Consider the following 20,157-nt stretch of genomic DNA (forward strand, 5'->3'; position numbering starts at 1 on the left):
CGCCGGCCCCCGGCCGCCCACCGGCCCGCTCAGACCAGCGGCTCACGGGCGTTCTGCCGCCGGTCCAGCTCGGCGATCCCGGGGTGGTGCAGGTCGAAGGCCGGGGACTCCGATCGGATCCGGGGCAGGGTGACGAAGTTGTGCCGCGGCGGCGGGCAGGAGGTGGCCCACTCCAGCGACCGCCCGTACCCCCACGGGTCGTCCTCGGTGACCCTGCGGCCGTACCGCGCGGTGTGCCAGACGTTGTAGAGGAACGGCAGGGTGGAGATGCCGAGCAGGAAGGAGCCGATGCTGGAGACGGTGTTCAGCGTGGTGAAGCCGTCCGAGGCCAGGTAGTCGGCGTAGCGGCGCGGCATGCCCTCGGCGCCCAGCCAGTGCTGCACCAGGAAGGTGGCGTGGAACCCGACGAAGAGCGTCCAGAAGTGGATCCGCCCGAGCCGCTCGTCCAGCATCCGTCCGGTGAACTTGGGCCACCAGAAGTGGAAGCCGGCGAACATCGCGAAGACCACGGTGCCGAAGACCACGTAGTGGAAGTGGGCGACGACGAAGTACGAGTCCGAGACGTGGAAGTCGATCGGCGGCGCCGCGAGCAGGACCCCGGTCAGCCCGCCGAACAGGAAGGTGACCAGGAAGCCGACCGTCCAGAGCATCGGGGCCTCGAAGCTCAGCGAGCCCTTCCACATGGTGCCGATCCAGTTGAAGAACTTCACCCCCGTCGGCACCGCGATCAGCATCGTCATGATCGAGAAGAACGGCAGCAGCACCTGGCCGGTGACGAACATGTGGTGCGCCCAGACCGTGATCGACAGACCGGTGATGGCGATGGTGGCGGCGATCAGCCCGGAGTAGCCGAAGACCGGCTTGCGGCTGAAGACCGGGATGATCTCGGTGACGATGCCGAAGAACGGCAGCGCGATGATGTACACCTCCGGGTGCCCGAAGAACCAGAACAGGTGCTGCCAGAGCAGCGCCCCGCCGTTCGCCGCGTCGAAGACGTGCGAGCCGAACTTGCGGTCCGACTCCAGGCAGAGCAGCGCGGCCGCCAGCACCGGGAAGGCGAAGAGCACCAGGACGGCGGTGAGCAGGATGTTCCAGACGAAGATCGGCATCCGGAACATCGTCATCCCGGGGGCCCGGAGGCAGACGATCGTGGTGATGAAGTTGACCGAGCCGAGGATGGTCCCGAAGCCGGAGAAGGCCAGGCCCATGATCCACAGGTCCGCGCCGAGGCCCGGGCTGTGCTCGGCGCTGTTCAGCGGCGCGTAGGCGAACCAGCCGAAGTCGGCCGCGCCGTCCGGGGTGGCGAAGCCGTAGAGGGCGATCAGCGAGCCGAACAGGTAGAGCCAGTAGGCGAGCGCGTTCAGCCGGGGGAAGGCCACGTCGGGCGCGCCGATCTGCAACGGCATGATCCAGTTGGCGAAGCCGGCGAACAGCGGGGTCGCGAACATCAGCAGCATGATCGTGCCGTGCATGGTGAAGAGCTGGTTGAACTCCTCGTTGGAGAGCAGTTGCAGCCCCGGCCGGGCCAGCTCGATCCGCATCAGCATCGCCATCAGCCCGCCGACCAGGAAGAACAGGAACGCGGTGGTGATGTAGAGGGTGCCGATCCGCTTGTGGTCGGTGGTGGTGAGCCAGCCCACCAGGGCCCGGCCGCGCCGTCGGCGCGCGGCCGCCCGCCGGCGGTCCAGTCGCGGCGTGCGCGACGGGCGCGGAGCCCGCTCCACGGCGTCCTTCGGCAGGAGAGTCACGCGGCGCACCTTCCGTACTCGGGGCCGGGCCCCGGTCGAGCCCGCCGGCCCGGGCCCGGACAGCAGTCGGACAACGACTACCAGCCGCCGCCCGGCCCCGCCGGGGGCGCGCGGGGCCGGTCACCCGAACAGGCGCGGTCCGGTTGCCCGGCGCCCGGCCGCGGCGGACGGTCGAGGTCCGTACCCCTTTCCGTGCGCCTGTTCGCCGTCGGTCCGGCTCCGGCCGGGTACCGCCGACGACGCCGGCCCGCGGCCCAGGAGGAGTCCATGAGCACCTCGTCGCCCACCCCCGACCAGCCCCCGCCCTGGCGCTCCGGCACCGGGGCGCCGCCCCCGCCGCCATCGGCCGACCGGTTCCGTGACTGGGCCCCCGGCCTGGTGATGTTCGCGGGTGTGCTGATGCTCATCAACGGCTTCATGGAGGCGGTGCGGGGCATCATGGCGGTCGCCGACGACGACATCTTCGTCTCGACCCCGCGCTACGTCTTCCGCTTCGACCTCACCGGGTGGGGGTGGGTGCACATCGTCATCGGCGCCCTGGTCGCGGTGGTCGGTGCCTTCGTCCTCAAGGGCGCCGCCTGGGCCCGCTGGGCCGGTGTGTTCCTCACCGCGCTGAGCGCCCTGGACAACTTCCTGGCCCTGCCGTACTACCCGCTCTGGTCGATCGTGGTGATCGCCCTGGACGTCTTCATCATCTGGGCGCTCTGCGTCTACCGGCCGGAGGACGACGTGTACTGACCGGCCGCACCGACCCGCCCCGCGCCCGTACCGCACCGCCGGTACGGGCGCGGGCCGTCTCAGCTGCGGGCGCGCTGGGTGACCGCGATGCAGACCAGCACCACCACCGCGGTGACCGGCGCCGCCACCGGCAGCTCCTCGCCCAGCAGCAGCACCGCCCAGACCAGCGTCAGCAGCGGCTGGGCGAGCTGGAGCTGACTGGCCCTCGGCACCCCGATCGCCGCCATCCCCCGGTACCAGAGCACGAACCCGCCGAGCTGCGACACCGCCGCCGTGTACGCCAGTCCGGCCAGCGCCTTCACCCCCGGGTGCGCCGGCTCGCCCGGCAGCGCCAGCGCCGTGGTCACCACGGTGACCGGCAGCGCCGCGACCACCGCCCAGGCGATCACCTGCCACCCCGGCAGCTCCCGCGAGATCCGCCCGCCCTCCGCGTACCCGGCCGCGCAGACCACCAGCGCGGCGAACAGGTAGAGGTCGGCGGTGGTCGGCCGCCCGTGGCTCTGCAGCAGGGTGAAGGCCAGCACCGCCGCCGCACCGGCCAGCGCCGCGCACCAGAAGGCCCGGGACGGGCGCCGGCCGGTGCGCAGCGCCGAGAACGCGGCGGTGGCGAGCGGCAGCACACCGATGACCACAGCCGAGTGGGCGGTCGAGGAGGCCCGCAGCGCCAGCGTGGTGAGCAGCGGGAAGCCCAGCACGCAGCCGGCCGAGACCACCAGCAGCCCGGGCCAGTGCCGGCGCGCGGGGAGCGGGACCCGGGCGGCCGCCAGGCAGAGCGCGGCGAGCAGCCCGGCCACGGCGCCGCGCAGGCCGGTCGCCGTCCACGGACCGAACCCGGACAGGGCCCAGGCGGTCGCGGGGAAGCTGAAGGAGAAGGAGAGGACGCCGAGGGCCGCCAGGGCCGTACCGGAGCTGCCGGAGCTGGCGGAGCTGCCCGAGCTGGCGGAGCCGATCGGTGCCTGCGGTGCTATCGCGATCGGGCGGGTAGCGCTATCTTGTGCCGTCATGAACGAGCGTAGCAGCGTGACCGATCTGGCCGACAGCCTGCGCCGGGAGGTCGAGCGCTACCCGGAGGGACGCAAGCTGCCGTCGAGCCGGGCCCTGATGGAGCGCCACCAGGTCAGCCCGGTGACGGTCTCCCGGGCGATCGCCGTGCTGGCGGCCGAGGGCCTGGTGGTCTCCCGGCCGGGCGCCGGGGTCTTCCGGGCCGCCGCCTTCGCGGGCGGCGGCACCACCGGCGGCGGTTCGCCGCTCGCCGCGCCGACCGCCCGGCCCGGCGACCTCTCCTGGCAGGAGCTCGCGCTGAGCGCCGACGCGGGCCCGCGCGAGCGGGGCGCGGGCGCGCTGTTCGCCACCCTGAACGTCCCGCCGCCCGACGTGGTCGACCTGAACGGCGGCTACCCGCACGCCTCGCTCCAGCCGGAGCGGCTGCTGGCTGCCGCCCTGGCCCGGGCCGGCCGGCGGCCCGGCGCCTGGGAGCGCCCGCCGGTCGACGGGCTGACCGAACTGCGCGCCTGGTTCGCCCGGGACATCGGCGGCAACGGCGGGCCGCTGGGCGCGGGCGACGTCCTGGTCACGGCGGGCGGGCAGAGCGCGCTGACCGTCGCGATCCGCTCGCTGGCCGCCCCGGGCGCACCCGTGCTGGTGGAGTCGCCGACCTACCCCGGGACGCTCGCGGTCGCCCGCGCGGCGGGCGTGCGGCCGGTCCCCGTCCCGGTGGACGAGGACGGCGTGCGCACCGACCTGCTGGCGGCGGCCTTCGACGCCACCCGGGCCCGGGTCTTCGTCTGCCAGCCGCTGTTCCAGAACCCGACCGGCGCGGTGCTCTCCCCCGAGCGGCGCGCCGAGGTGCTGCGGATCGCCCGGACGGCCGGCGCGTTCGTCGTCGAGGACGACTTCGCCCGCCGGCTGGTCCACGCCGACTCCCCCGCACTGCCGCGCCCGCTCGCCGCCGACGACCCGGACGGCGTGGTGGTCCACCTGCGCTCGCTGACCAAGGCCACCTCGCCCAATCTGCGGGTCGGCGCGCTGACCGCCCGCGGCCCGGCCCTGCGGCGGCTGCGGGCGACCCAGGTGGTGGACAGCTTCTTCGTGCCCCGGCCGCTCCAGGAGGCGGCACTGGAACTGGTCGCCGACCCGGGCTGGGCGCGCCACCTGCGCACCCTCGGCGCCGAGCTGCGCGACCGCCGGACGCTCACGGTGGCCGCGCTGCGCCGCGAACTCCCCGGGCTGCTCGGCCCGCACCGGCCCGGGGGCTACCACCTCTGGCTGCGGCTGCCGGAGGGCACCGACGAGGCCGCGCTGGCCACCGCCGCGCTGCACGCCGGAGTGCTGGTCGCCCCCGGAAGCCCCTACTACGCCGCCGAGCCCCCCGCGCCCCACCTGCGGCTGAGCTATGCCGCCGTCGACAGCCCGGCCCGGATCGCCGAGGGCGTCCACCGGCTGCGCCGGGCCTACGAGGGTCTCACCGGCTGAACGCGGCCGGCCGCCGAGCGAGCGGGCGGGCGGGGGCGCGGGGCAGGCGGGCCCCCGTCAGCCCCGGTAGCCCGCCATCCGCTCCAGTCGGGCGATCCGCTCCGCCATCGGCGGGTGCGTCGAGAAGAGCTTCGTCCCGGCCTCGCCCGGGCGGAACGGGCTGGCGATCATCATGTGGCTGGCCGTCTGGAGCTGTGGCTCCGGCGGCAGCGGCAGCTGCCGGGTGCCGACGTCCAGCTTGCGCAGGGCGCCCGCCAGGGCGAGCGGGTCGCCGGTGATCCGAGCACCGTCGGCGTCGGCCTGGTACTCCCGGGAGCGGCTGACGGCCAGCTGGATCAGCGAGGCGGCGAGCGGACCCAGGATCATGATCGCGAGCATCCCGAAGAGCCCGGGGCCGTCGTCGTCGTCGCTGCGGCCGAACGGCACCAGCCAGGCGAAGTTCACCAGGAACATCACCACCGAGGCGAGCGCCCCGGCGACCGAGGAGATCAGGATGTCCCGGTTGTAGACGTGGCTCAGCTCGTGGCCGAGCACCCCGCGCAGCTCCCGCTCGTCCAGCAGCTGGAGGATGCCGTCGGTGCAGCACACCGCCGCGTTGCGCGGGTTGCGGCCGGTGGCGAAGGCGTTCGGGGCCGGGGTCGGGGAGATGTACAGCCGCGGCATCGGCTGGCGGGCCGAGGTGGAGAGCTCACGGACGATCCGGTACAGCCGCGGCGCCTCGATCTCGCTCACCGGGCGGGCCCGCATGGCGCGCAGGGCGAGCTTGTCGCTGTTCCAGTACGCGTAGGCGTTGGTCCCGAGCGCGACCAGCAGGGCGATCACGAAGCCGGTGCGGCCGAAGAAGCTGCCGATCACCAGGATCAGCGCCGAGAGGCCGCCGAGCAGTGCGGCGGTCCTCAGTCCGTTGTGCCGGCGGTGCACGGCAGGCCCTCCAATGGTGCGGTGGGGAAGCCCTCGCTGCCTCGTCCCTCTGCCCGCTCAACGGGCGAGCCCGGCGGCCTTGTTCCCTTGTGACCACCGCTACACCCGGACCGCCCAGCCGCCCGCCCCGGCCGGCGGCCTCAGAACAGCGTGCCGCCGACCACCTGGAGGACCAGCTGCGGGGCCACCGAGAGCACCACGGCCACCGAGGCGGTGAGCCCCAGGGTGGCCGTCAGCGAGGCCGGCAGCCGGCGCTCGGCGACGGCGGTGACCGCGTCCTGCGACGGCGCCGGAGCGAAGAGCCGCGCCATCCAGAGCAGGTAGTAGTACAGCGCGATGACCACATTGACGGCCATCACCACGGCCAGCCAGCCCAGCCCGGCGTCGACGGCGGCGCGGAACACCACCACCTTGCCGAACAGGCCGATCACCCCGGGCGGGAGCCCGGCCAGGCAGAGCAGGAAGAACGCCAGCGCCAGGGCCGTCCAGCGGCGCCGGGCGAACAGGCCGCGGAACTCGTCCACGCTCGTCCCGGCCCGGCGGCCGACGGCGGCGACCACCGCGAAGGCGCCCAGGTTCACCACGCCGTAGATCAGCGCGTACGCGGCGGTGGCGCCCAGGCTGTCCGCCCCGGTCCGTGCGTAGCCGGCGGCGGCGAGCGGCACCAGCAGGTACCCGGCCTGGCCCACCGAGGACCAGGCGAGCAGCCGCACCGCGCTGTACCGGGTGTCGAACCGCTGGCGCAGCGCGCCCACGTTGCCGACCGTCATGGTGACGGCGGCCAGCACCGCGAGCACCAGGCCCCAGGTGTGCGCGTACGGCCGGAAGGCGATCGTGGTGACCAGCGCCAGGCCGGAGAGGCCGGCCGCCTTTCCGACCACCGAGAGGTAGCCGGCCACCGGCAGCGGGGCGCCGACGTAGGTGTCGGGCACCCAGAAGTGGAACGGGACGGCGGCGACCTTGAAGGCGAAGCCGACCAGGGTGAGCACCGCGCCGGCCTCGGCCAGCGGCCCCAGCTGGGCGGGGGCGTGGGCCAGGCCCTCGGCGACGGCGCCCAGGTGCAGGCTGCCGCTCGCGGCGTAGACGAAGCCGACGCCGAGCAGCATCACCGCGGTCGCGGTGACGGAGGAGAGGAAGAACTTCAGCGCGGCCTCCGCGCCCCGGCCGTCCCGGCGCAGCGCGACCAGGGCGAAGGCCGGCAGCGAGGCCACCTCCAGGGCGACCACCAGGGTGGCGAGGTCCCGGGAGGCGGGCAGCAGGGCGGCGCCGGTGGCGCTGGAGAGCAGCAGGAACCAGTACTCGCCGCCGGGCAGCCCCGCGGCGGAGCCGTCGTCCGATGCCGGGCCGTCCACGGTGTGCATGGAGAGCAGCGCGGCGATCAGCGCGCCGCCGAGCGCGAGCAGCTGGAAGACCAGCGCGAAGTGGTCCGCGACGTAGGAGCAGCCGGTGTCCCGCACGCAGAAGGTGCTCCGGGGCGAGCCGCCGGTGAGCGGGAGCAGGGCGAGCAGCGCGAGGGCGAGGCCGCCCACGGCCAGGGCGCCGAGCAGCTTGCGGTGGCGCGCGGGCAGGAAGAGGTCGGTGACCAGCACCGCGAGGGCGGCCAGCGCGGCGATCAGCGGGGGCGCGATCGCCACCCAGTCCACGGACTGGATCAGGCTGCCCGGGTCGGCTACGGCGAGGGAGGTCACAGTGGGCTGCCCCGTGGAGTGAGGTCCGAGTGCGGCGAGCTGGGGTCCGAGCATGTCAGCCACCCCCGAGGAGGTGCTTGACGGCCGGGTCGGAGAGACCGAGCAGGAGCGCGGGCCAGAGGCCGGCGAGCAGGGTGAGGGCGGCCAGCGGGGTCCAGCTGACGGCCTCATACGGGCGCAGGTCGGCGAGCTCGGCCACCGGAGCCGGCTGCTTCGGGTCGCCCATGCAGACGCGCTTGACCACCATCAGCAGGTACCCGGCGGTGAGGAGGGTGCCCAGGCCGGCCAGCACCATGTAGGTGACGAACGCGGGGCGCGAGAGGCCCTCGGCCGGGTCGAACGCGCCGAACATCGCGAGCAGCTCGCCCCAGAAGCCGGCCAGCCCCGGCAGGCCGAGGCTGGCGACGGCGGCGAAGGCCAGCAGGGCGCCGATCCGCGGGGCCCGTCCGTAGAGGGCGGCCCCGGTGGAGCCGGCCAGGGTGTCGAGGTCCGCCGTGCCGTAGCGGTCCTTCAGGGCCCCGACCACGAAGAACAGCAGGCCGGTGATCAGCCCGTGGGCGATGTTGGCGAACAGCGCGCCGTTGACGCCCACCGGGGTGAGGGAGGCGATGCCCAGCAGCACGAAGCCCATGTGGCCGACGGAGGAGTAGGCGATCAGGCGCTTGAGGTCGCCCTTGGCCCCGGGCCGGACCAGCGCGAGGCAGGCCAGCGAGCCGTAGACGATGCCGACGGCGGCGAACGCGCCCAGGTAGGGGGCGAGCGTCGCGGTACCGTCCGGGACGACCGGGAGGAGGACCCGGACCAGGCCGTACGTCCCCATCTTCAGCAGCACGCCGGCGAGCAGCACCGAGCCGACCGTGGGGGCCGCCGTGTGCGCGTCCGGGAGCCAGCTGTGCAGCGGCCAGGCGGGGGCCTTGACCACCAGCCCGACCATGATCGCCAGGGCGGCGACCACCTGGGTGGTGTGGCTCAGGCCGCTGCCGTGCGCGGCGGCCAGCGCCTGCATGTCGAAGGTGCCCGCCTTGCTGCCGACCAGCAGGAAGCCGAGCAGCATCACCGCCGAGCCGAGCAGCGTGTACAGGATGAACCGGTTGGCGGCCGGCACCTTCGCCCCGGTGCCCCAGCGGGCGATCAGGAAGTACATCGGGATCAGCACGATCTCGAAGGCCAGGAAGAAGAGCAGCAGGTCCAGCACCGCGAAGGTGGCGAGCATGCCGACTTCGAGCAGGAGGAAGAGCCCGGTGAAGGCCCGGGCCGAGGGGACGCCCTCCCCGGTCGGCAGCCGCTTCTCCGAATACAGCGCGCAGAGGAAGGTGAGCAGCGCGGTCAGCACGATCAGCGGGAGCGAGACGCCGTCCACGCCGAGGTGGAGGCGCACGCCGATGGCCGGGATCCAGGACACGTCGGTGGTCGCCTGCATCCGGCCGGGCCCGTCGTGGTCGAAGCCCGCCGCGAGGACGATGCCCAGCACCAGGACGGCGCCGGTGACCACGGTGTTCAGCCGCAGCGCGCGCCGGTCGGCGGCGGCCGGGTCGGCGCCGAACGCCGGTACCAGGGTCAGCGCGGCCCCGGCCAGCGGCAGCACCAGGAGGGCGATGAGGACTGCGTTCATCGGGGGCTCCTACGGGCTGCGGTCGGCGGGGCTGGGCGGCGGGGCTGCCTGTTCTGGTCCATCCGGCTACACCGCCACCAGGACGGCCAGCAGGACGACGCCGGCGAGCAGCGCGCTGAGGTAGGTCTGCGCGTTCCCGGTCTGGGCGAGCCGGACGGCCCGGCCGAGCAGGCCGGCCGCCGTCCCGCTGCCGCGCACGTACGTCTCGACGACCTCGCGGTCGAGGAAGCGGACCAGCCGGGCCGCGGCGGTCACCGGCCGGACGAACAGCGCGCTGTAGAGCCGGTCGACGCCGAAGCCGTGCCGGGCCGGGCCGAACAGCGGACCGAGCAGGGTGCGGCCGGGGTCGGCGACGATCACCTCGGCGGCCGGGGCGCCGGCCTGCTCGGGCACCCGGCCCAGCGGTGCGGCGGCCGGCCGGCCGGCGCCGAGCCGCGCGGTGGCGGAGCGCCAGGCCCCATACGCCAGCAGCGCGCCGACCACGGCGAGGCCGGTGCCGGTCACGGCGGTGACGGCCGAGGGCCGCAGCGAGCCGCCGTCCAGCAGCGCGGGCAGCCAGTCCGAGCGCAGGCTCGTCACGCCGAAGGCCATGGTCGGGACGGCCAGCACCCAGAGCGGCCAGCGCATCGCGGGCGGCTCGGCGGTGGCCGGGTCGGCCTCGTCCACCTCGGGCGAGTAGGGCGCGTCGGCCTCGTGGTCCGCCGGCGAGGCGGGCGCGGCGGCGCCGGCGGCGGCCGGGCTGTGGAACGCCACCAGGAACAGCCGCGCCGCGTACGCCGCGGTCAGCAGGGCGGTGAGCGCGGCCGAGATCAGCACGATCCAGCCGGCCGACTGCGGTACCGCGGACACCGGGCCGAGGCCGTTGGTCAGCGCCTCGCCGTTGGCCGCGTGCTCGGCGGCGGTCAGCACCGCCTCCTTGCTGAAGAAGCCGGAGAACGGCGGCAGCCCGATCAGGGCGACGAGCGCGATGCCCATCGTCCAGTAGGCGTCCGGCACCCGCTTTCGCAGCCCCGGCATCCGGGACATCGCGGAGATCGAGTTGGTGTGCGCGGCGTGGATCACCACACCGGCCGCGAGGAACAGCAGTGCCTTGAACGCCCCGTGGCTGACCAGGTGGAAGACGGAGGCCTCGCGGTCGCCGGCGGCCAGGGCGCCGGCCATGTAGCCGAGCTGCCCGACCGTCGAGTAGGCGAGCACCCGCTTCAGGTCGTCCTGGGCGAGCGCGCAGAGCGCCGAGCCGATCATCGTCACGGCGGCCATCACCGCGAGCACCACCAGCGCCGCGCCGGAGAGCAGGAAGACCGGCAGCAGCCGGGCGACCAGGTAGATGCCGGCCGCGACCATGGTGGCGGCGTGGATCAGCGCGGAGACCGGCGTCGGACCGGCCATCGCGTCCGGGAGCCAGGTGTGCAGCGGGAACTGCGCGCTCTTGCCGGCCACGCCGGCGAGCAGCAGCAGCGCGGTCAACGTCGGGTGGCCGAGCCGCCCCTCGGCGGCGGCGGCCAGAACGTCAGAGATCCGGAAGCTGCCGGCGTCGGCGCCGAGCAGGAAGATGCCGAACAGGAACGGCACGTCACCGAGCTTGGTGACCAGGAAGGCCTTCAGCGAGGCCGACCGGGCGTCCGCGGTCTCCCAGTGGTGGCCGATCAGGAAGTACGAGCAGATGCCCATGACCTCCCAGCCGACCAGCAGCACGATCAGATCGCCCGAGTAGACGACCAGGAACATCGCCGCCGTGAACAGCGAGACCAGCGCCGCGTACGACGGGTAGCGCGGGTCGTCCTTGAGGTAGGCGGTCGAGTACACCTGCACGCAGGTGGCGACCAGGCCGACCAGCACGGAGATCAGCGAGCTGTAGCCGTCCAGGTAGAGGCCGAGCGTGAGGTCCGGCCCGCCGGTCGGGGTGAGCCGGGTGCCGGCCTCCAGCACCTGGCCGGTGCCCAGCTGGAGGGCGACCACCAGGGCGAGCACGGCCGAGACGGCGACCGGCACGATCGCCAGCGGCCGGGCCAGACCGGGCGCGCGCCTGCCGACGGCCAGGGTGGCGGCCGATCCGAGCGCGGGCAGGACGGGGACGAGGACGGGCAGGGCGAGGTTCATGCGGCGGCCTGGCCCTTCAGTGCCCCGGCGCCGGCCGGCGCCTCCTCGGCGGACTCGGCGGGATCACCGAGCGCGGTGGCCCGGTCGATGTCCGCGGTGCCCCGGGCCCGGAAGAGCAGCAGGACGATGGCGAGCCCGAGGCCGATCTCGGCGGCGGCGATGGTGATGGTGAACAGGGTGAGCGCCTGGCCGGCGTGCAGGGAGTCCCGCAGCCAGGCGTCGAAGGCGACGAGGTTGAGGTTGACGGCGTTGAGCATCAGCTCCACGGACATCAGCACCAGGACGACGTTGCGCCGGGCGAGCACGCCGTACACGCCGACGCTGAACAGCAGCGCGGCGAGCACGACGGGGTAGGCGAGATGCATCAGCTCTCCTCCGCCGAGGTCGTCGGGGCGGGAGCCGCGGGCTCGGCCGGGGCCTTCGGCGCGGTGGCGGCGACCGTCCCGTTGGAGCCCACCGGCCGGCCCACGCGCAGCTTGGCGGCCCGGGGCGGCGGCACCCGCCGGCCGGCCCCGCGGGACAGCACGATCGCGCCGACCAGTGCGGCCAGCAGCAGCACCGAGAGCGCCTCGAAGGGCAGCACCCAGGTCCGGAACAGGCTGGTACCCGTCGCCTGCGCCGAACCGCCGCCACCGCCGAGGTCGATCCACGACGTCCGGAAGGCGTCGACGAGCAGCGTCACCAGCGTCCCGGCCGTGGCCAGCGCCACCACCAGGGCGACCCAGCGGTTGCCCGAGTCGGCGTCCGGCGAGCGCCCGATCGGCGCCCGGGTGAGCATCAGCCCGAACAGCACCAGGACGACCACCGAGCCGAGGTAGATCAGCACCTGCACCCATGCGATGAACTCGGCGGTGAGCAGCAGGAACTCCACCGCCAGGCCGCCGAGCGCGACCACCAGCCAGAGCGCGGCGTGCACCAGCTGCCTGGTGGTCACGGCCATCACGGCCGAGCCCAGCACGGCGACGCCGACCAGCAGGAAGACGATCTCGACCCCGGTCGGGGAGAGGAACGAGCGGGCGGCCGGGTCCAGCGACCCGGCCGCGGTCAGCAGGGCGGCACTCATCGCGGGTCACCCTCCTCCGGCGCCGCCGAGGCGGCGGCGGCCAGCTTGTCCGCGGCCTTGCGCGCGGTGGCGATCTCCTTGGGCTCCTCGGCCGCCGGGTCCAGCGCCGGCGGCGCCGGCACCGTCCACATCCACTCGCGGAGCTTGTCCCGCTCGTGGGTCAGCTCCAGGATGTCGGTCTCCGCGTACTCGAACTCCGGGGACCAGAACAGCGCGTCGAACGGGCACACCTCGATGCAGATCCCGCAGTACATGCAGAGCGAGAAGTCGATGGCGAAGCGGTCCAGCACGTTGCGGGTCCGGGCGCGGGCGTTCGGGTCGGCGGCCGGCAGCGTCTCCTTGTGGGAGTCGATGTAGATGCACCAGTCCGGGCACTCGCGGGCGCACAGCATGCAGACCGTGCAGTTCTCCTCCAGCAGCGCGATCACGCCGCGCGAGCGCGGCGGCAGCGCGGGCTGCACGTCGGGGTACTGCGCGGTGACGGTCTTCTTCGTCATCGTCCGCAGGGTGACGGCCAGGCCCTTGGCCAGTCCGGAGCCGGGGAAGCTCATGCGCCCACCCCGCTCCGCCGGGCCGGGGCGTCGGCCCCCGCGTGCCTGTCGGCCACGAGCTCGCTGCGCTCGGTCATGAGATCGCCACCTTGATGATGCCGGTGAGGGCGAGCTGGACGAGGGCCAGCGGGATCAGCACGAGCCACGCGAAGCGCATCAGCTGGTCCTCCCGCAGTCGCGGGTAGGTGACCCGCAGCCAGATGACCACGAAGGCCAGCGCGAAGGTCTTCAGGATCGTCCAGAGCCAGCCGAGCTCGTCCGGCAGCGGACCGTGCCAGCCGCCCAGGAAGAGCACCGCGGTCAGCCCGGAGACCACCAGGATCCCGACGTACTCGGAGAGCAGGAAGAGCGCGAAGCGCAGCCCGGTGTACTCGGTGTACGCGCCGAAGATGATCTCCGAGTCGGCCACCGGCATGTCGAACGGCGGGCGCTGGAGCTCGGCCAGGCCGGCCGTGAAGAAGACGAAGGCGCCGATGAGCTGCCACGGGATCCAGTACCACTGCCAGGCGTCCAGGATCCCCGGGAGCGAGAGCGTGCCGGCCGCCATCGCCACCGAGGCGGCCGCGAGCACCATCGGCAGCTCGTAGGACATCAGCTGCGCGGCCGTCCGCAGACCGCCGAGCAGCGAGAACTTGTTCGCCGAGGCCCAGCCGGCCATCAGCTTGCCGATCACGCCGACGCCCATCACGGCCAGCACGAAGAAGAGGCCGGCGTCGATCGCCTGGCCGACGAAGCCGTCCGGCCCGACGGGGATGGCGAGCAGCACGAACAGGTAGGGCAGCAGGGAGACGGCGGGCGCCAGCTGGAAGATCCTGCGGTCCGCCCCGGCCGGGACGATGTCCTCCTTCTGCGCGAACTTCACGCCGTCGGCGACGAGCTGCGCCCAGCCGTGGAAGCCGCCGGCGTACATCGGACCGAGCCGGCCCTGCATGTGCGCCATCACCTTGTGCTCGGTCTGGCCGATGACCAGGGGGAAGGTGAGGAAGACGACGAGGGTGGCGACGCAGCGCAGCAGCGTGTCGAGCAGGTTCACGTGCTGTCTCCGTCCTGGTCGGCCGGGTCGGCCGGCGTCTCCTTCGTCCCGTCCTCCGCGCGCTTCCCGTCCTCCGGTCCGGTCGCACCGGCCGCCTCGCCGGGCGCCTCGGGCGCGGCAGCGGCCTCGGTCTCGGTCTCGGGTGCGGCGGTGCCCTCAGGTGCGGCCTCGGCCTCGGAACCGTGCGCGGGCACCGGGGCGTGCCAGGGCGCGTCCGCGGACTGGGTCCGGGCCGGCGCCGCCCGCCCGGGCTTCAGCTCGGCGCTCTCCACGGCGGGCTCCCCGGCGGGGACCTGGCTCGCCGAGCCGTCCGTGACGGACCTGGTCCGGCGCGGCCGGTCGGCCCGCACCGGCGGCGCCGCCTCGGCGGCGGCTCCCTCGGCGACGGTCTCGGCGGCCTGGCTCACCGAGCCCGCGTCGACCGACCTGGTCCGGCGCGGCCGGTCGGCCCGGACGGCGGGCCCGCCCTCGGCCGAAGCGGCGGCCGCACCTGCGGCGGCCGCACCGGCCCGGGGCGTACGGGCCGCCGCGCCGGCCGCCCGCGCACCGCGCGCGGGCCGCTCGGCCACCGGCGGCAGGGTCCCCTTGAGCGGGCCCCACTCGTTCGGGTCCGGGACGCCGGGCGGCTGCATCTTGCGCCGCGCCGGTCCGTCACCGTGGTCGGACTCGCCCGGCTCCTTGGCGCCCGGCCAGGCCTTGGCGACCCGGGCCGCGAGCACGAACTCCTTGCGCAGCGGGAACCCCTCGAAGCCGTCCGGCAGCAGCAGGGTGACCAGGTGGGGGTGCCCGGGGAAGTCGATGCCGAACATCTCGTGCGTCTCGCGCTCGTGCCAGCCGGCCCCCGCGTACACCTCGACGGCGGTCGGCAGGGCGGCCCCCGCCCGCGCCACCTTGGTGCGCAGCGCCAGGTGGCGCACCCCGGGGCCGTCCGCGGCGGCCAGGTGGGCGACCACCGAGAAGCCCTCGGCCAGCTCGTCGACGGCGCTCAGCCAGTCGAAGAACCGCAGGCCCAGGACGTCCCGGGCCGCGGTGAGCGCCTCGATCCAGTGCTCGGCGGGCACGTCGACGGTGACCAGCCCGTACGCCTCGGCGCCGGTGGCCCACTCGCCGACCGACGCCGCGTACTGCTCGGCGGTGCTCACGAGACGCCTCCTTCGGACGGCGCGGGGCCGGCCACCAGCGGGCGGCGCAGCGCGCTCGCGGGCGCGGCGTACCGGCCGGGCAGCGACTCGGCGGCGATCTTCTCCTGGAGCTTGAGGATGCCCTGGAGCAGGGCCTCCGGCCGGGGCGGGCAGCCGGGCACGTAGACGTCGACCGGGATGATCTGGTCGACGCCCTTGGTGACGGAGTAGGAGTCCCAGTAGGGGCCGCCGGAGTTGGAGCAGGCGCCGAAGGAGATGACGTACTTCGGCTCGGGCATCTGCTCGTAGAGGCGCTTCACGGCGGGCGCCATCTTGTCGGTCACCGTCCCCGAGACGATCATCAGATCGGCCTGTCGGGGGCCGGGCGCGAACGGAATCACACCCATCCGGATGAAGTCGTGCTTGGCCATCGACGCGGCGATGAACTCGATCGCGCAGCAGGCGAGGCCGAAGTTGAAGCACCAGAGGCTGTAGCGGCGGCCCCAGTTCAGGACGACCTTGACCGGGTCCGGCGCCAGCCGGGCGAGCGGGCCGAGGCTGCTCCGCCCGACGGCCGCACCGGGGCGCGACGGGTCCGGCAGACCGAGCGGTACCGGGCCCCCGGCGCCCCCGGTGCCGTGCGCGTGCGAGTGGTTGTGGGTCACGTCCATTCCAGAACGCCCTTCTTCCAGGCGTAGAGCAGCCCGACCGCGAGGAAGCCGATGAAGACGAACATCTCGATCAGCGTCCCGGCGCCGTAGCCGGCGGCGGCGAAGACGGTCGCCCACGGGAACAGGTAGATCGCGTCTACCGCGAAGATCACGTACAGGAAGGCGTAGACGTAGTAGCGGATCTGGGTGTGCGCCCAGTCCTCTCCCACCGGGTCCACGCCGCACTCGTAGGCGAGGAGCTTCTCCGGCGAGTACACCACCGGCCGCAGCAGCCGGTTGGCGGTGAACGCCACGGCGACGAAGAGCACGCCGACGACGGCGAGCAGGCCCATCGCGGCGTACGCGTCGAAGTAGCCGCTGCCGGCGGCCGGGTCGGCCGCGACGGCAGCTGCCGGCTGCCCCTCCATGCCCCTCGCCTCCACATCGCCTGGGAAAACCGCCCTCACGGCAGTTCTACGACGTTTCTTTACACGGTCATAACCATCGCCAATGCGTGAGTCTAAGTGCACGGCCGTGGAGCACCGCATCCCGCCCGATCCGCAAGACGGCCGATGGACATTCGGTGGACGACCGCGCCCGCCGGCCGCCCCGGGCGGGGGTGGGGATAACCCCCGGGCGGGAAGACGTATCACCCCCATGGCCCCGCGCGCCCCCGACCGGGGAAGCTTGGATCACCAGCTCGACTCCAAGGGACGGTAGATCCGACATGAAGCCACTGCACCGCCGCGCCGCGGATGCCCTCAAGGAGCAGGACGCGGGCCCCGAGCGCGCCCCGCTGTACGGCGCGCGGATGTGGCGGCAGGCCGGGCAGCTGATGCTCAATCTGCCGCTCGGCCTCGCCGGGTTCGTCTTCACCGTCGTCCTGCTCTCCGTCGGGCTGGCGCTCTCCATCACCGTGATCGGCCTGCCGCTGCTGGCCGCCGGGCTGGCCGGATGCCGACTCCTGGGCGCCTTCGCCCGCCGCCGGGCCCGCTCGGTGCTCGGCTCCGAGGTGCGCGAGCCGGAGCCGGTGCGCCGGAACCGGCCGGGGATCACCGGCTACGCGATCGCCTACCTCACCGACCCGCTCAGCTGGCGCTCGGCGCTCTACAACGTGCTGCTGCTGCCCTGGGGCCTGCTGAGCTTCGCGGTGACGCTGATCTGCGTCATCGTCGGCTGGCCGGTGCTGCCCTGGGTGGTCCGCTTCCAGGCGGCGATCGACCGGATGCTGGTGGAGGTCCTGCTCTACCCGGGCGCGCTCTCCGAGCGGGTGCGGGAGCTGGAGGACGACCGCGGCACGGTGATCGACACCGCCGCCGCCGACCTGCGCCGGATCGAGCGCGACCTGCACGACGGCGCCCAGGCCCGGCTGGTGGCCCTGGCGATGGACCTCGGCATGGCCAAGGAGAAGCTGAGCGAGACCGAGACGCCCGAGGACGTGGCGGCCGCGGCCCGGATGGTCGGCGCCGCGCACGGCGAGGTGAAGCTGGCCCTGCAGGAGCTGCGCGACCTGGCCCGGGGCATCCACCCGGCGGTGCTCACCGACCGGGGGCTGGACGCGGCGCTCTCCGCGGTGGCGGCCCGCTGCACGGTGCCGGACGGGGTCAAGGTGCACGTCGAGCTGACCGCCGCCGACGGCACGGTGGAGCGTCCGGACTCGGCGGTCGAGGGCATCGCCTACTTCACCGTCAGCGAGCTGCTGACCAACATCTCGAAGCACGCCCGCGCCCGCTCCGCCACGGTGGACGCCTGGCGGGCCGGCGACCAGCTGATGCTGCTGGTCCGGGACGACGGCAAGGGCGGCGCGGCCGCCTACCCGGGCAGCGGCCTGGCCGGGCTGGCCGAACGGATCCGGGCGGTGGACGGGGTGTTCCTGGTGGAGAGCCCGGACGGCGGGCCGACCACGGTCACCATCGAGCTCCCCTGGCGCACCCGCGCCGCCCGCCGCTGACCGTTCCTCCGGCCCCCCGCCGGACACGTCAACGGGCCGGGACTCCGTCGAGGCAGTGACGGAGCCCGGCCCGTACCCGTGCGGCGGCCGCCCGCCGACCCTTGCGCGGTGCGCGGGCGGCCGCCGCCGGGAACCCGAGGGGCCAGGGCCTGTCCCACCCGGCCCTAGGGCGTTTCCAGCGTGCCGAGGGTGACGTCGGCGGTCTTGGCCTGGCCGTCCCGGGTGTAGCCGACGGTCGTCGTGGTCCCCGGGGTGAGCGAGGCGAGCGCGCTGGTGAGCCCGTTCAGCGAGTCGACGGTGGCGTCGCCGACCTTGGTGATCACGTCGCCGGGCTGGAGCCCCGCCGAGGCGGCCGGCCCGCCCGCGCTGACGGCCACCACCACGGCGCCGGCCGGGCGGAAGTTCTGGTCGAAGTACGTCCGGGCGGTGACCCCCAGCGCGGCCCGGCCGGAGTTGGTGACCTTGCCGTCCTTGATCAACTGGTCGGCGATGCTCGTGATGGTGGACGCCGGGATGGCGAAGCCGATACCGGGCGCGGCGGCCCCGTTGGCCTCCGGCTCGGTGGCGGCGAGCGTGTTGATGCCGATCACCTGGCTGTTCAGGTTGACCAGCGCGCCGCCGCTGTTGCCCGGGTTGATCGCCGCCGAGGTCTGCACCATGTTGCCGATGGTGGCGCCCGGCGAACCACCGCCCTGGGGCTCCGAGACGGTCCGGCCGGTGGCCGAGACGATGCCCTGGGTGACGCTGCTGGACAGGCCCAGCGGACTGCCCATCGCCAGGGTGATCTGCCCCAGCTCGACCTTGGCGGAGTCCCCGAAGACGGCCGGCTTGAGGGCGCTCGGCGGGCTGGTCAGCTTGATCACCGCGAGGTCGGAGTCCGGGTAGGAGGCGACCAGCGTGGCGTCCAGGGCCTTGGTGCTGTTGGCCAGCGTGACGGTGAAGGTGGTGGCGGTGCCGACCACGTGGGCGTTGGTGACGATGTCGCCCTTGTTGTCGTAGACGATCCCGGAGCCGAGCCCGGTCGCGGTGGTGATCTGCACCACCGAGGGCAGCACGTCGGCGATCACCTTCTGGTAGGCGTCCTGGAGCTGGTTGCCGCCGGCCGGCTGGGCGGCGGACGACGAGGAAGCGCCGGGGGTGGTGGCGGTCGACGAGGAGGAGGACGATCCGCTGCTGCACCCGGCCACCGTCAGCGCGGTCAGCGCGGCGACGGCCGCCGGCCCGGTCAGTCGCCCGCCGAACGCCCGGGGGCCGGTGGGGCGCGGCCCGGCCGGGAGCGGGCGGGTGGGTTCCTTCTTTCGGTTCACCTGGGCTGCCTCCGATTCCATCGGCCGTACCGGGGCCGTCGAGGTCCGTGCGGAACCATCGAGATCACAGAGATCTTTGTCAGCATTTCACCGATATGTCCGAATCATTGCCCCGACGCGCCCGTCACCGGGCACGACCTGGGGCAAGGCGGACAAGCCCTAGGATTCACGCCATGACTTGGTTGATCACCGGTGGTGCCGGGTACATCGGCAGGCACGTGGTGCACCAGCTGGTCGAGGCCGGCGAGCGGGTGGCGGTACTGGACGACCTCAGCACCGGCGACCGCGCCCGGCTGCCGCGGGGAGTCACCCTGATCGAGGGCTCCACCCTGGACCGCGCCGCGCTGGACACCGCCCTGCGCTCCCAGGACATCGCGGGCGTGCTGCACTTCGCGGCGAAGAAGCGGGTCGGCGAGTCGGTGGAGCGGCCGTTCTTCTACTACCGGGAGAACCTCACCGGCCTGCAGAACGTGCTGGAGGCCGTCGCCGAGGCCGGGGTGCCGCGCTTCCTCTTCTCCTCCTCCGCCGCCGTCTACGGCATGCCCGACGTCGAGCTGGTCACCGAGACGGCCCCCTGCGCCCCGATGAACCCCTACGGCGAGACAAAACTGGCCGGCGAGTGGCTGGTGTCCGCGGTCGGCCGGGCGCACGGCATCTCCACCGTCTCGCTGCGCTACTTCAACGTGGCCGGCGCCGCCTCGCCCGAGCTCTCCGACGAGGGCGCCTACAACCTGATCCCGATGGTCTTCGAACGGCTCACCGCCGGGCGCGCGCCACTGATCTTCGGCGCCGACTACCCCACCCCGGACGGCACCTGCGTCCGCGACTTCATCGACGTCCGGGACATCGCCTCGGCCCACGTGGCGGCCGCCCGGCGGCTCGCCGCCGACCCGCCCGGCGAGACCTCGCTGGTCCTCAACATCGGCCGCGGCGAGGGCGTCAGCGTCCGGGAGATGCTGGACGTGATCGCCCGGGTCACCGGCTACGACACCACCGGCGAGGTCACCCCGCGCCGCGCCGGCGACCCGGCCCGGGTGGTCGCCTCCGCCGAGCTGATCCACCGCGAGCTGGGCTGGACGGCCCGCCACGGGGTCGAGGAGATGGTGACCTCGGCCTGGGAGGGCTGGTGCGCCCGGCACCCGGGGGCCCGCAGGCGGTAGGGCCGGTCCTCGGGGTCCCGCCTGCGGGGCGTTCGGGACGGC

Annotated in this window: 18 protein-coding genes; 4 read left to right on the plus strand and 14 right to left on the minus strand. The window is 73.9% G+C overall.

Features of this window, described 5'->3' with window-relative positions; genetic code table 11:
- Positions 1-29: 29 nt before the first annotated feature.
- Positions 30-1,688: a cytochrome c oxidase subunit I gene (ctaD, locus tag ABZ495_RS07185; RefSeq protein WP_359803665.1), complete on the minus strand. Its 1,659-nt coding sequence runs from the start codon at positions 1,686-1,688 to the stop codon at positions 30-32.
- A gap of 327 nt (positions 1,689-2,015) precedes the next feature.
- Here ctaD and ABZ495_RS07190 point away from each other — a divergent pair, with 327 nt between their 5' ends.
- A complete protein-coding gene (locus ABZ495_RS07190) occupies positions 2,016-2,486 on the plus strand; it encodes a hypothetical protein (protein ID WP_352286288.1) in 471 nt (156 codons plus the stop codon).
- A gap of 59 nt (positions 2,487-2,545) precedes the next feature.
- On the opposite strand, the gene ABZ495_RS07195 is transcribed toward ABZ495_RS07190, so the two are convergent.
- Positions 2,546-3,490, minus strand: coding sequence for a DMT family transporter (locus tag ABZ495_RS07195; protein WP_359803366.1), 945 nt, complete (start codon positions 3,488-3,490; stop codon positions 2,546-2,548).
- Between ABZ495_RS07195 and ABZ495_RS07200 the strand changes: the two genes are divergently transcribed.
- Positions 3,489-4,958, plus strand: coding sequence for a PLP-dependent aminotransferase family protein (locus tag ABZ495_RS07200; protein WP_359834834.1), 1,470 nt, complete (start codon positions 3,489-3,491; stop codon positions 4,956-4,958). The genes ABZ495_RS07195 and ABZ495_RS07200 overlap by 2 nt on opposite strands.
- A gap of 57 nt (positions 4,959-5,015) precedes the next feature.
- On the opposite strand, the gene htpX is transcribed toward ABZ495_RS07200, so the two are convergent.
- The 11 genes from htpX to ABZ495_RS07255 form a co-directional block, all read right to left on the minus strand.
- A complete protein-coding gene (gene htpX / locus ABZ495_RS07205) occupies positions 5,016-5,879 on the minus strand; it encodes a zinc metalloprotease HtpX (RefSeq protein WP_359803363.1) in 864 nt (287 codons plus the stop codon).
- A 140-nt stretch (positions 5,880-6,019) separates the two neighbouring features.
- Positions 6,020-7,567 carry an NADH-quinone oxidoreductase subunit N gene (locus tag ABZ495_RS07210; protein ID WP_359834836.1) on the minus strand — a complete coding sequence of 516 codons (1,548 nt, stop codon included), beginning with the start codon at positions 7,565-7,567 and terminating at the stop codon, positions 6,020-6,022.
- A 55-nt stretch (positions 7,568-7,622) separates the two neighbouring features.
- Positions 7,623-9,179 (minus strand): NADH-quinone oxidoreductase subunit M, encoded by a 1,557-nt coding sequence (locus tag ABZ495_RS07215; RefSeq protein WP_329488215.1) that lies wholly within the window; start codon positions 9,177-9,179, stop codon positions 7,623-7,625.
- A gap of 66 nt (positions 9,180-9,245) precedes the next feature.
- Positions 9,246-11,279, minus strand: a complete 2,034-nt coding sequence (locus ABZ495_RS07220; RefSeq protein WP_359834838.1) for an NADH-quinone oxidoreductase subunit L — start codon at positions 11,277-11,279, stop codon at positions 9,246-9,248.
- Positions 11,276-11,644: an NADH-quinone oxidoreductase subunit NuoK gene (gene nuoK, locus ABZ495_RS07225; protein ID WP_352286278.1), complete on the minus strand. Its 369-nt coding sequence runs from the start codon at positions 11,642-11,644 to the stop codon at positions 11,276-11,278. The genes ABZ495_RS07220 and nuoK overlap by 4 nt, the downstream gene beginning before the upstream one ends.
- Positions 11,644-12,342: an NADH-quinone oxidoreductase subunit J gene (locus ABZ495_RS07230; RefSeq protein WP_359834840.1), complete on the minus strand. Its 699-nt coding sequence runs from the start codon at positions 12,340-12,342 to the stop codon at positions 11,644-11,646. Before ABZ495_RS07230 ends, nuoK begins: the two co-directional genes overlap by 1 nt.
- Positions 12,339-12,893 carry an NADH-quinone oxidoreductase subunit I gene (locus ABZ495_RS07235; RefSeq protein WP_329488219.1) on the minus strand — a complete coding sequence of 185 codons (555 nt, stop codon included), beginning with the start codon at positions 12,891-12,893 and terminating at the stop codon, positions 12,339-12,341. Before ABZ495_RS07235 ends, ABZ495_RS07230 begins: the two co-directional genes overlap by 4 nt.
- Before the next feature lie 73 nt (positions 12,894-12,966).
- A complete protein-coding gene (gene nuoH / locus ABZ495_RS07240) occupies positions 12,967-13,920 on the minus strand; it encodes an NADH-quinone oxidoreductase subunit NuoH (protein WP_359803663.1) in 954 nt (317 codons plus the stop codon).
- Positions 13,921-13,922: 2 nt separating this feature from the next.
- Positions 13,923-15,068 (minus strand): NADH-quinone oxidoreductase subunit C, encoded by a 1,146-nt coding sequence (locus tag ABZ495_RS07245; protein WP_359834842.1) that lies wholly within the window; start codon positions 15,066-15,068, stop codon positions 13,923-13,925.
- Positions 15,065-15,718, minus strand: a complete 654-nt coding sequence (locus ABZ495_RS07250) for an NADH-quinone oxidoreductase subunit B family protein (protein WP_359803354.1) — start codon at positions 15,716-15,718, stop codon at positions 15,065-15,067. The genes ABZ495_RS07245 and ABZ495_RS07250 overlap by 4 nt, the downstream gene beginning before the upstream one ends.
- The gene (locus ABZ495_RS07255) at positions 15,709-16,125 is read right to left on the minus strand and encodes an NADH-quinone oxidoreductase subunit A (protein ID WP_329488224.1); all 417 of its coding nucleotides are present in this window, start codon (positions 16,123-16,125) and stop codon (positions 15,709-15,711) included. Before ABZ495_RS07255 ends, ABZ495_RS07250 begins: the two co-directional genes overlap by 10 nt.
- A 383-nt stretch (positions 16,126-16,508) precedes the next feature.
- Between ABZ495_RS07255 and ABZ495_RS07260 the strand changes: the two genes are divergently transcribed.
- Positions 16,509-17,648 carry a sensor domain-containing protein gene (locus tag ABZ495_RS07260; protein ID WP_329492144.1) on the plus strand — a complete coding sequence of 380 codons (1,140 nt, stop codon included), beginning with the start codon at positions 16,509-16,511 and terminating at the stop codon, positions 17,646-17,648.
- 164 nt (positions 17,649-17,812) lie between these two features.
- Here the strand turns inward: ABZ495_RS07260 and ABZ495_RS07265 are convergent, their stop codons facing one another.
- Positions 17,813-18,877, minus strand: a complete 1,065-nt coding sequence (locus tag ABZ495_RS07265) for a trypsin-like peptidase domain-containing protein (RefSeq protein ID WP_359834926.1) — start codon at positions 18,875-18,877, stop codon at positions 17,813-17,815.
- Between the two features lie 251 nt (positions 18,878-19,128).
- Between ABZ495_RS07265 and galE the strand changes: the two genes are divergently transcribed.
- On the plus strand, positions 19,129-20,115 hold the full coding sequence (gene galE, locus ABZ495_RS07270) for a UDP-glucose 4-epimerase GalE (RefSeq protein WP_359803351.1): 987 nt from the start codon (positions 19,129-19,131) through the stop codon (positions 20,113-20,115).
- Positions 20,116-20,157: the final 42 nt, after the last annotated feature.

This window comes from Kitasatospora sp. NPDC005748, from assembly GCF_040630735.1.
Taxonomy (GTDB): Bacteria; Actinomycetota; Actinomycetes; order Streptomycetales; family Streptomycetaceae; genus Kitasatospora.

Bases quoted from the DNA above. Each gene is read 5' to 3' on its own strand.
- ABZ495_RS07190 (WP_352286288.1), top strand. From the start codon at position 2,016: ATGAGCACCTCGTCGCCCACCCCCGACCAGCCCCCGCCCTGGCGCTCC.
- ABZ495_RS07235 (WP_329488219.1), bottom strand. From the start codon at position 12,893: ATGAGCTTCCCCGGCTCCGGACTGGCCAAGGGCCTGGCCGTCACCCTG.
- nuoK (WP_352286278.1), bottom strand. From the start codon at position 11,644: ATGCATCTCGCCTACCCCGTCGTGCTCGCCGCGCTGCTGTTCAGCGTC.
- ABZ495_RS07200 (WP_359834834.1), top strand. From the start codon at position 3,489: ATGAACGAGCGTAGCAGCGTGACCGATCTGGCCGACAGCCTGCGCCGG.
- ABZ495_RS07195 (WP_359803366.1), bottom strand. From the start codon at position 3,490: ATGACGGCACAAGATAGCGCTACCCGCCCGATCGCGATAGCACCGCAG.
- ABZ495_RS07215 (WP_329488215.1), bottom strand. From the start codon at position 9,179: ATGAACGCAGTCCTCATCGCCCTCCTGGTGCTGCCGCTGGCCGGGGCC.
- ABZ495_RS07230 (WP_359834840.1), bottom strand. From the start codon at position 12,342: ATGAGTGCCGCCCTGCTGACCGCGGCCGGGTCGCTGGACCCGGCCGCC.
- ABZ495_RS07220 (WP_359834838.1), bottom strand. From the start codon at position 11,279: ATGAACCTCGCCCTGCCCGTCCTCGTCCCCGTCCTGCCCGCGCTCGGA.
- ABZ495_RS07260 (WP_329492144.1), top strand. From the start codon at position 16,509: ATGTGGCGGCAGGCCGGGCAGCTGATGCTCAATCTGCCGCTCGGCCTC.
- ABZ495_RS07255 (WP_329488224.1), bottom strand. From the start codon at position 16,125: ATGGAGGGGCAGCCGGCAGCTGCCGTCGCGGCCGACCCGGCCGCCGGC.
- ABZ495_RS07250 (WP_359803354.1), bottom strand. From the start codon at position 15,718: ATGGACGTGACCCACAACCACTCGCACGCGCACGGCACCGGGGGCGCC.
- galE (WP_359803351.1), top strand. From the start codon at position 19,129: ATGACTTGGTTGATCACCGGTGGTGCCGGGTACATCGGCAGGCACGTG.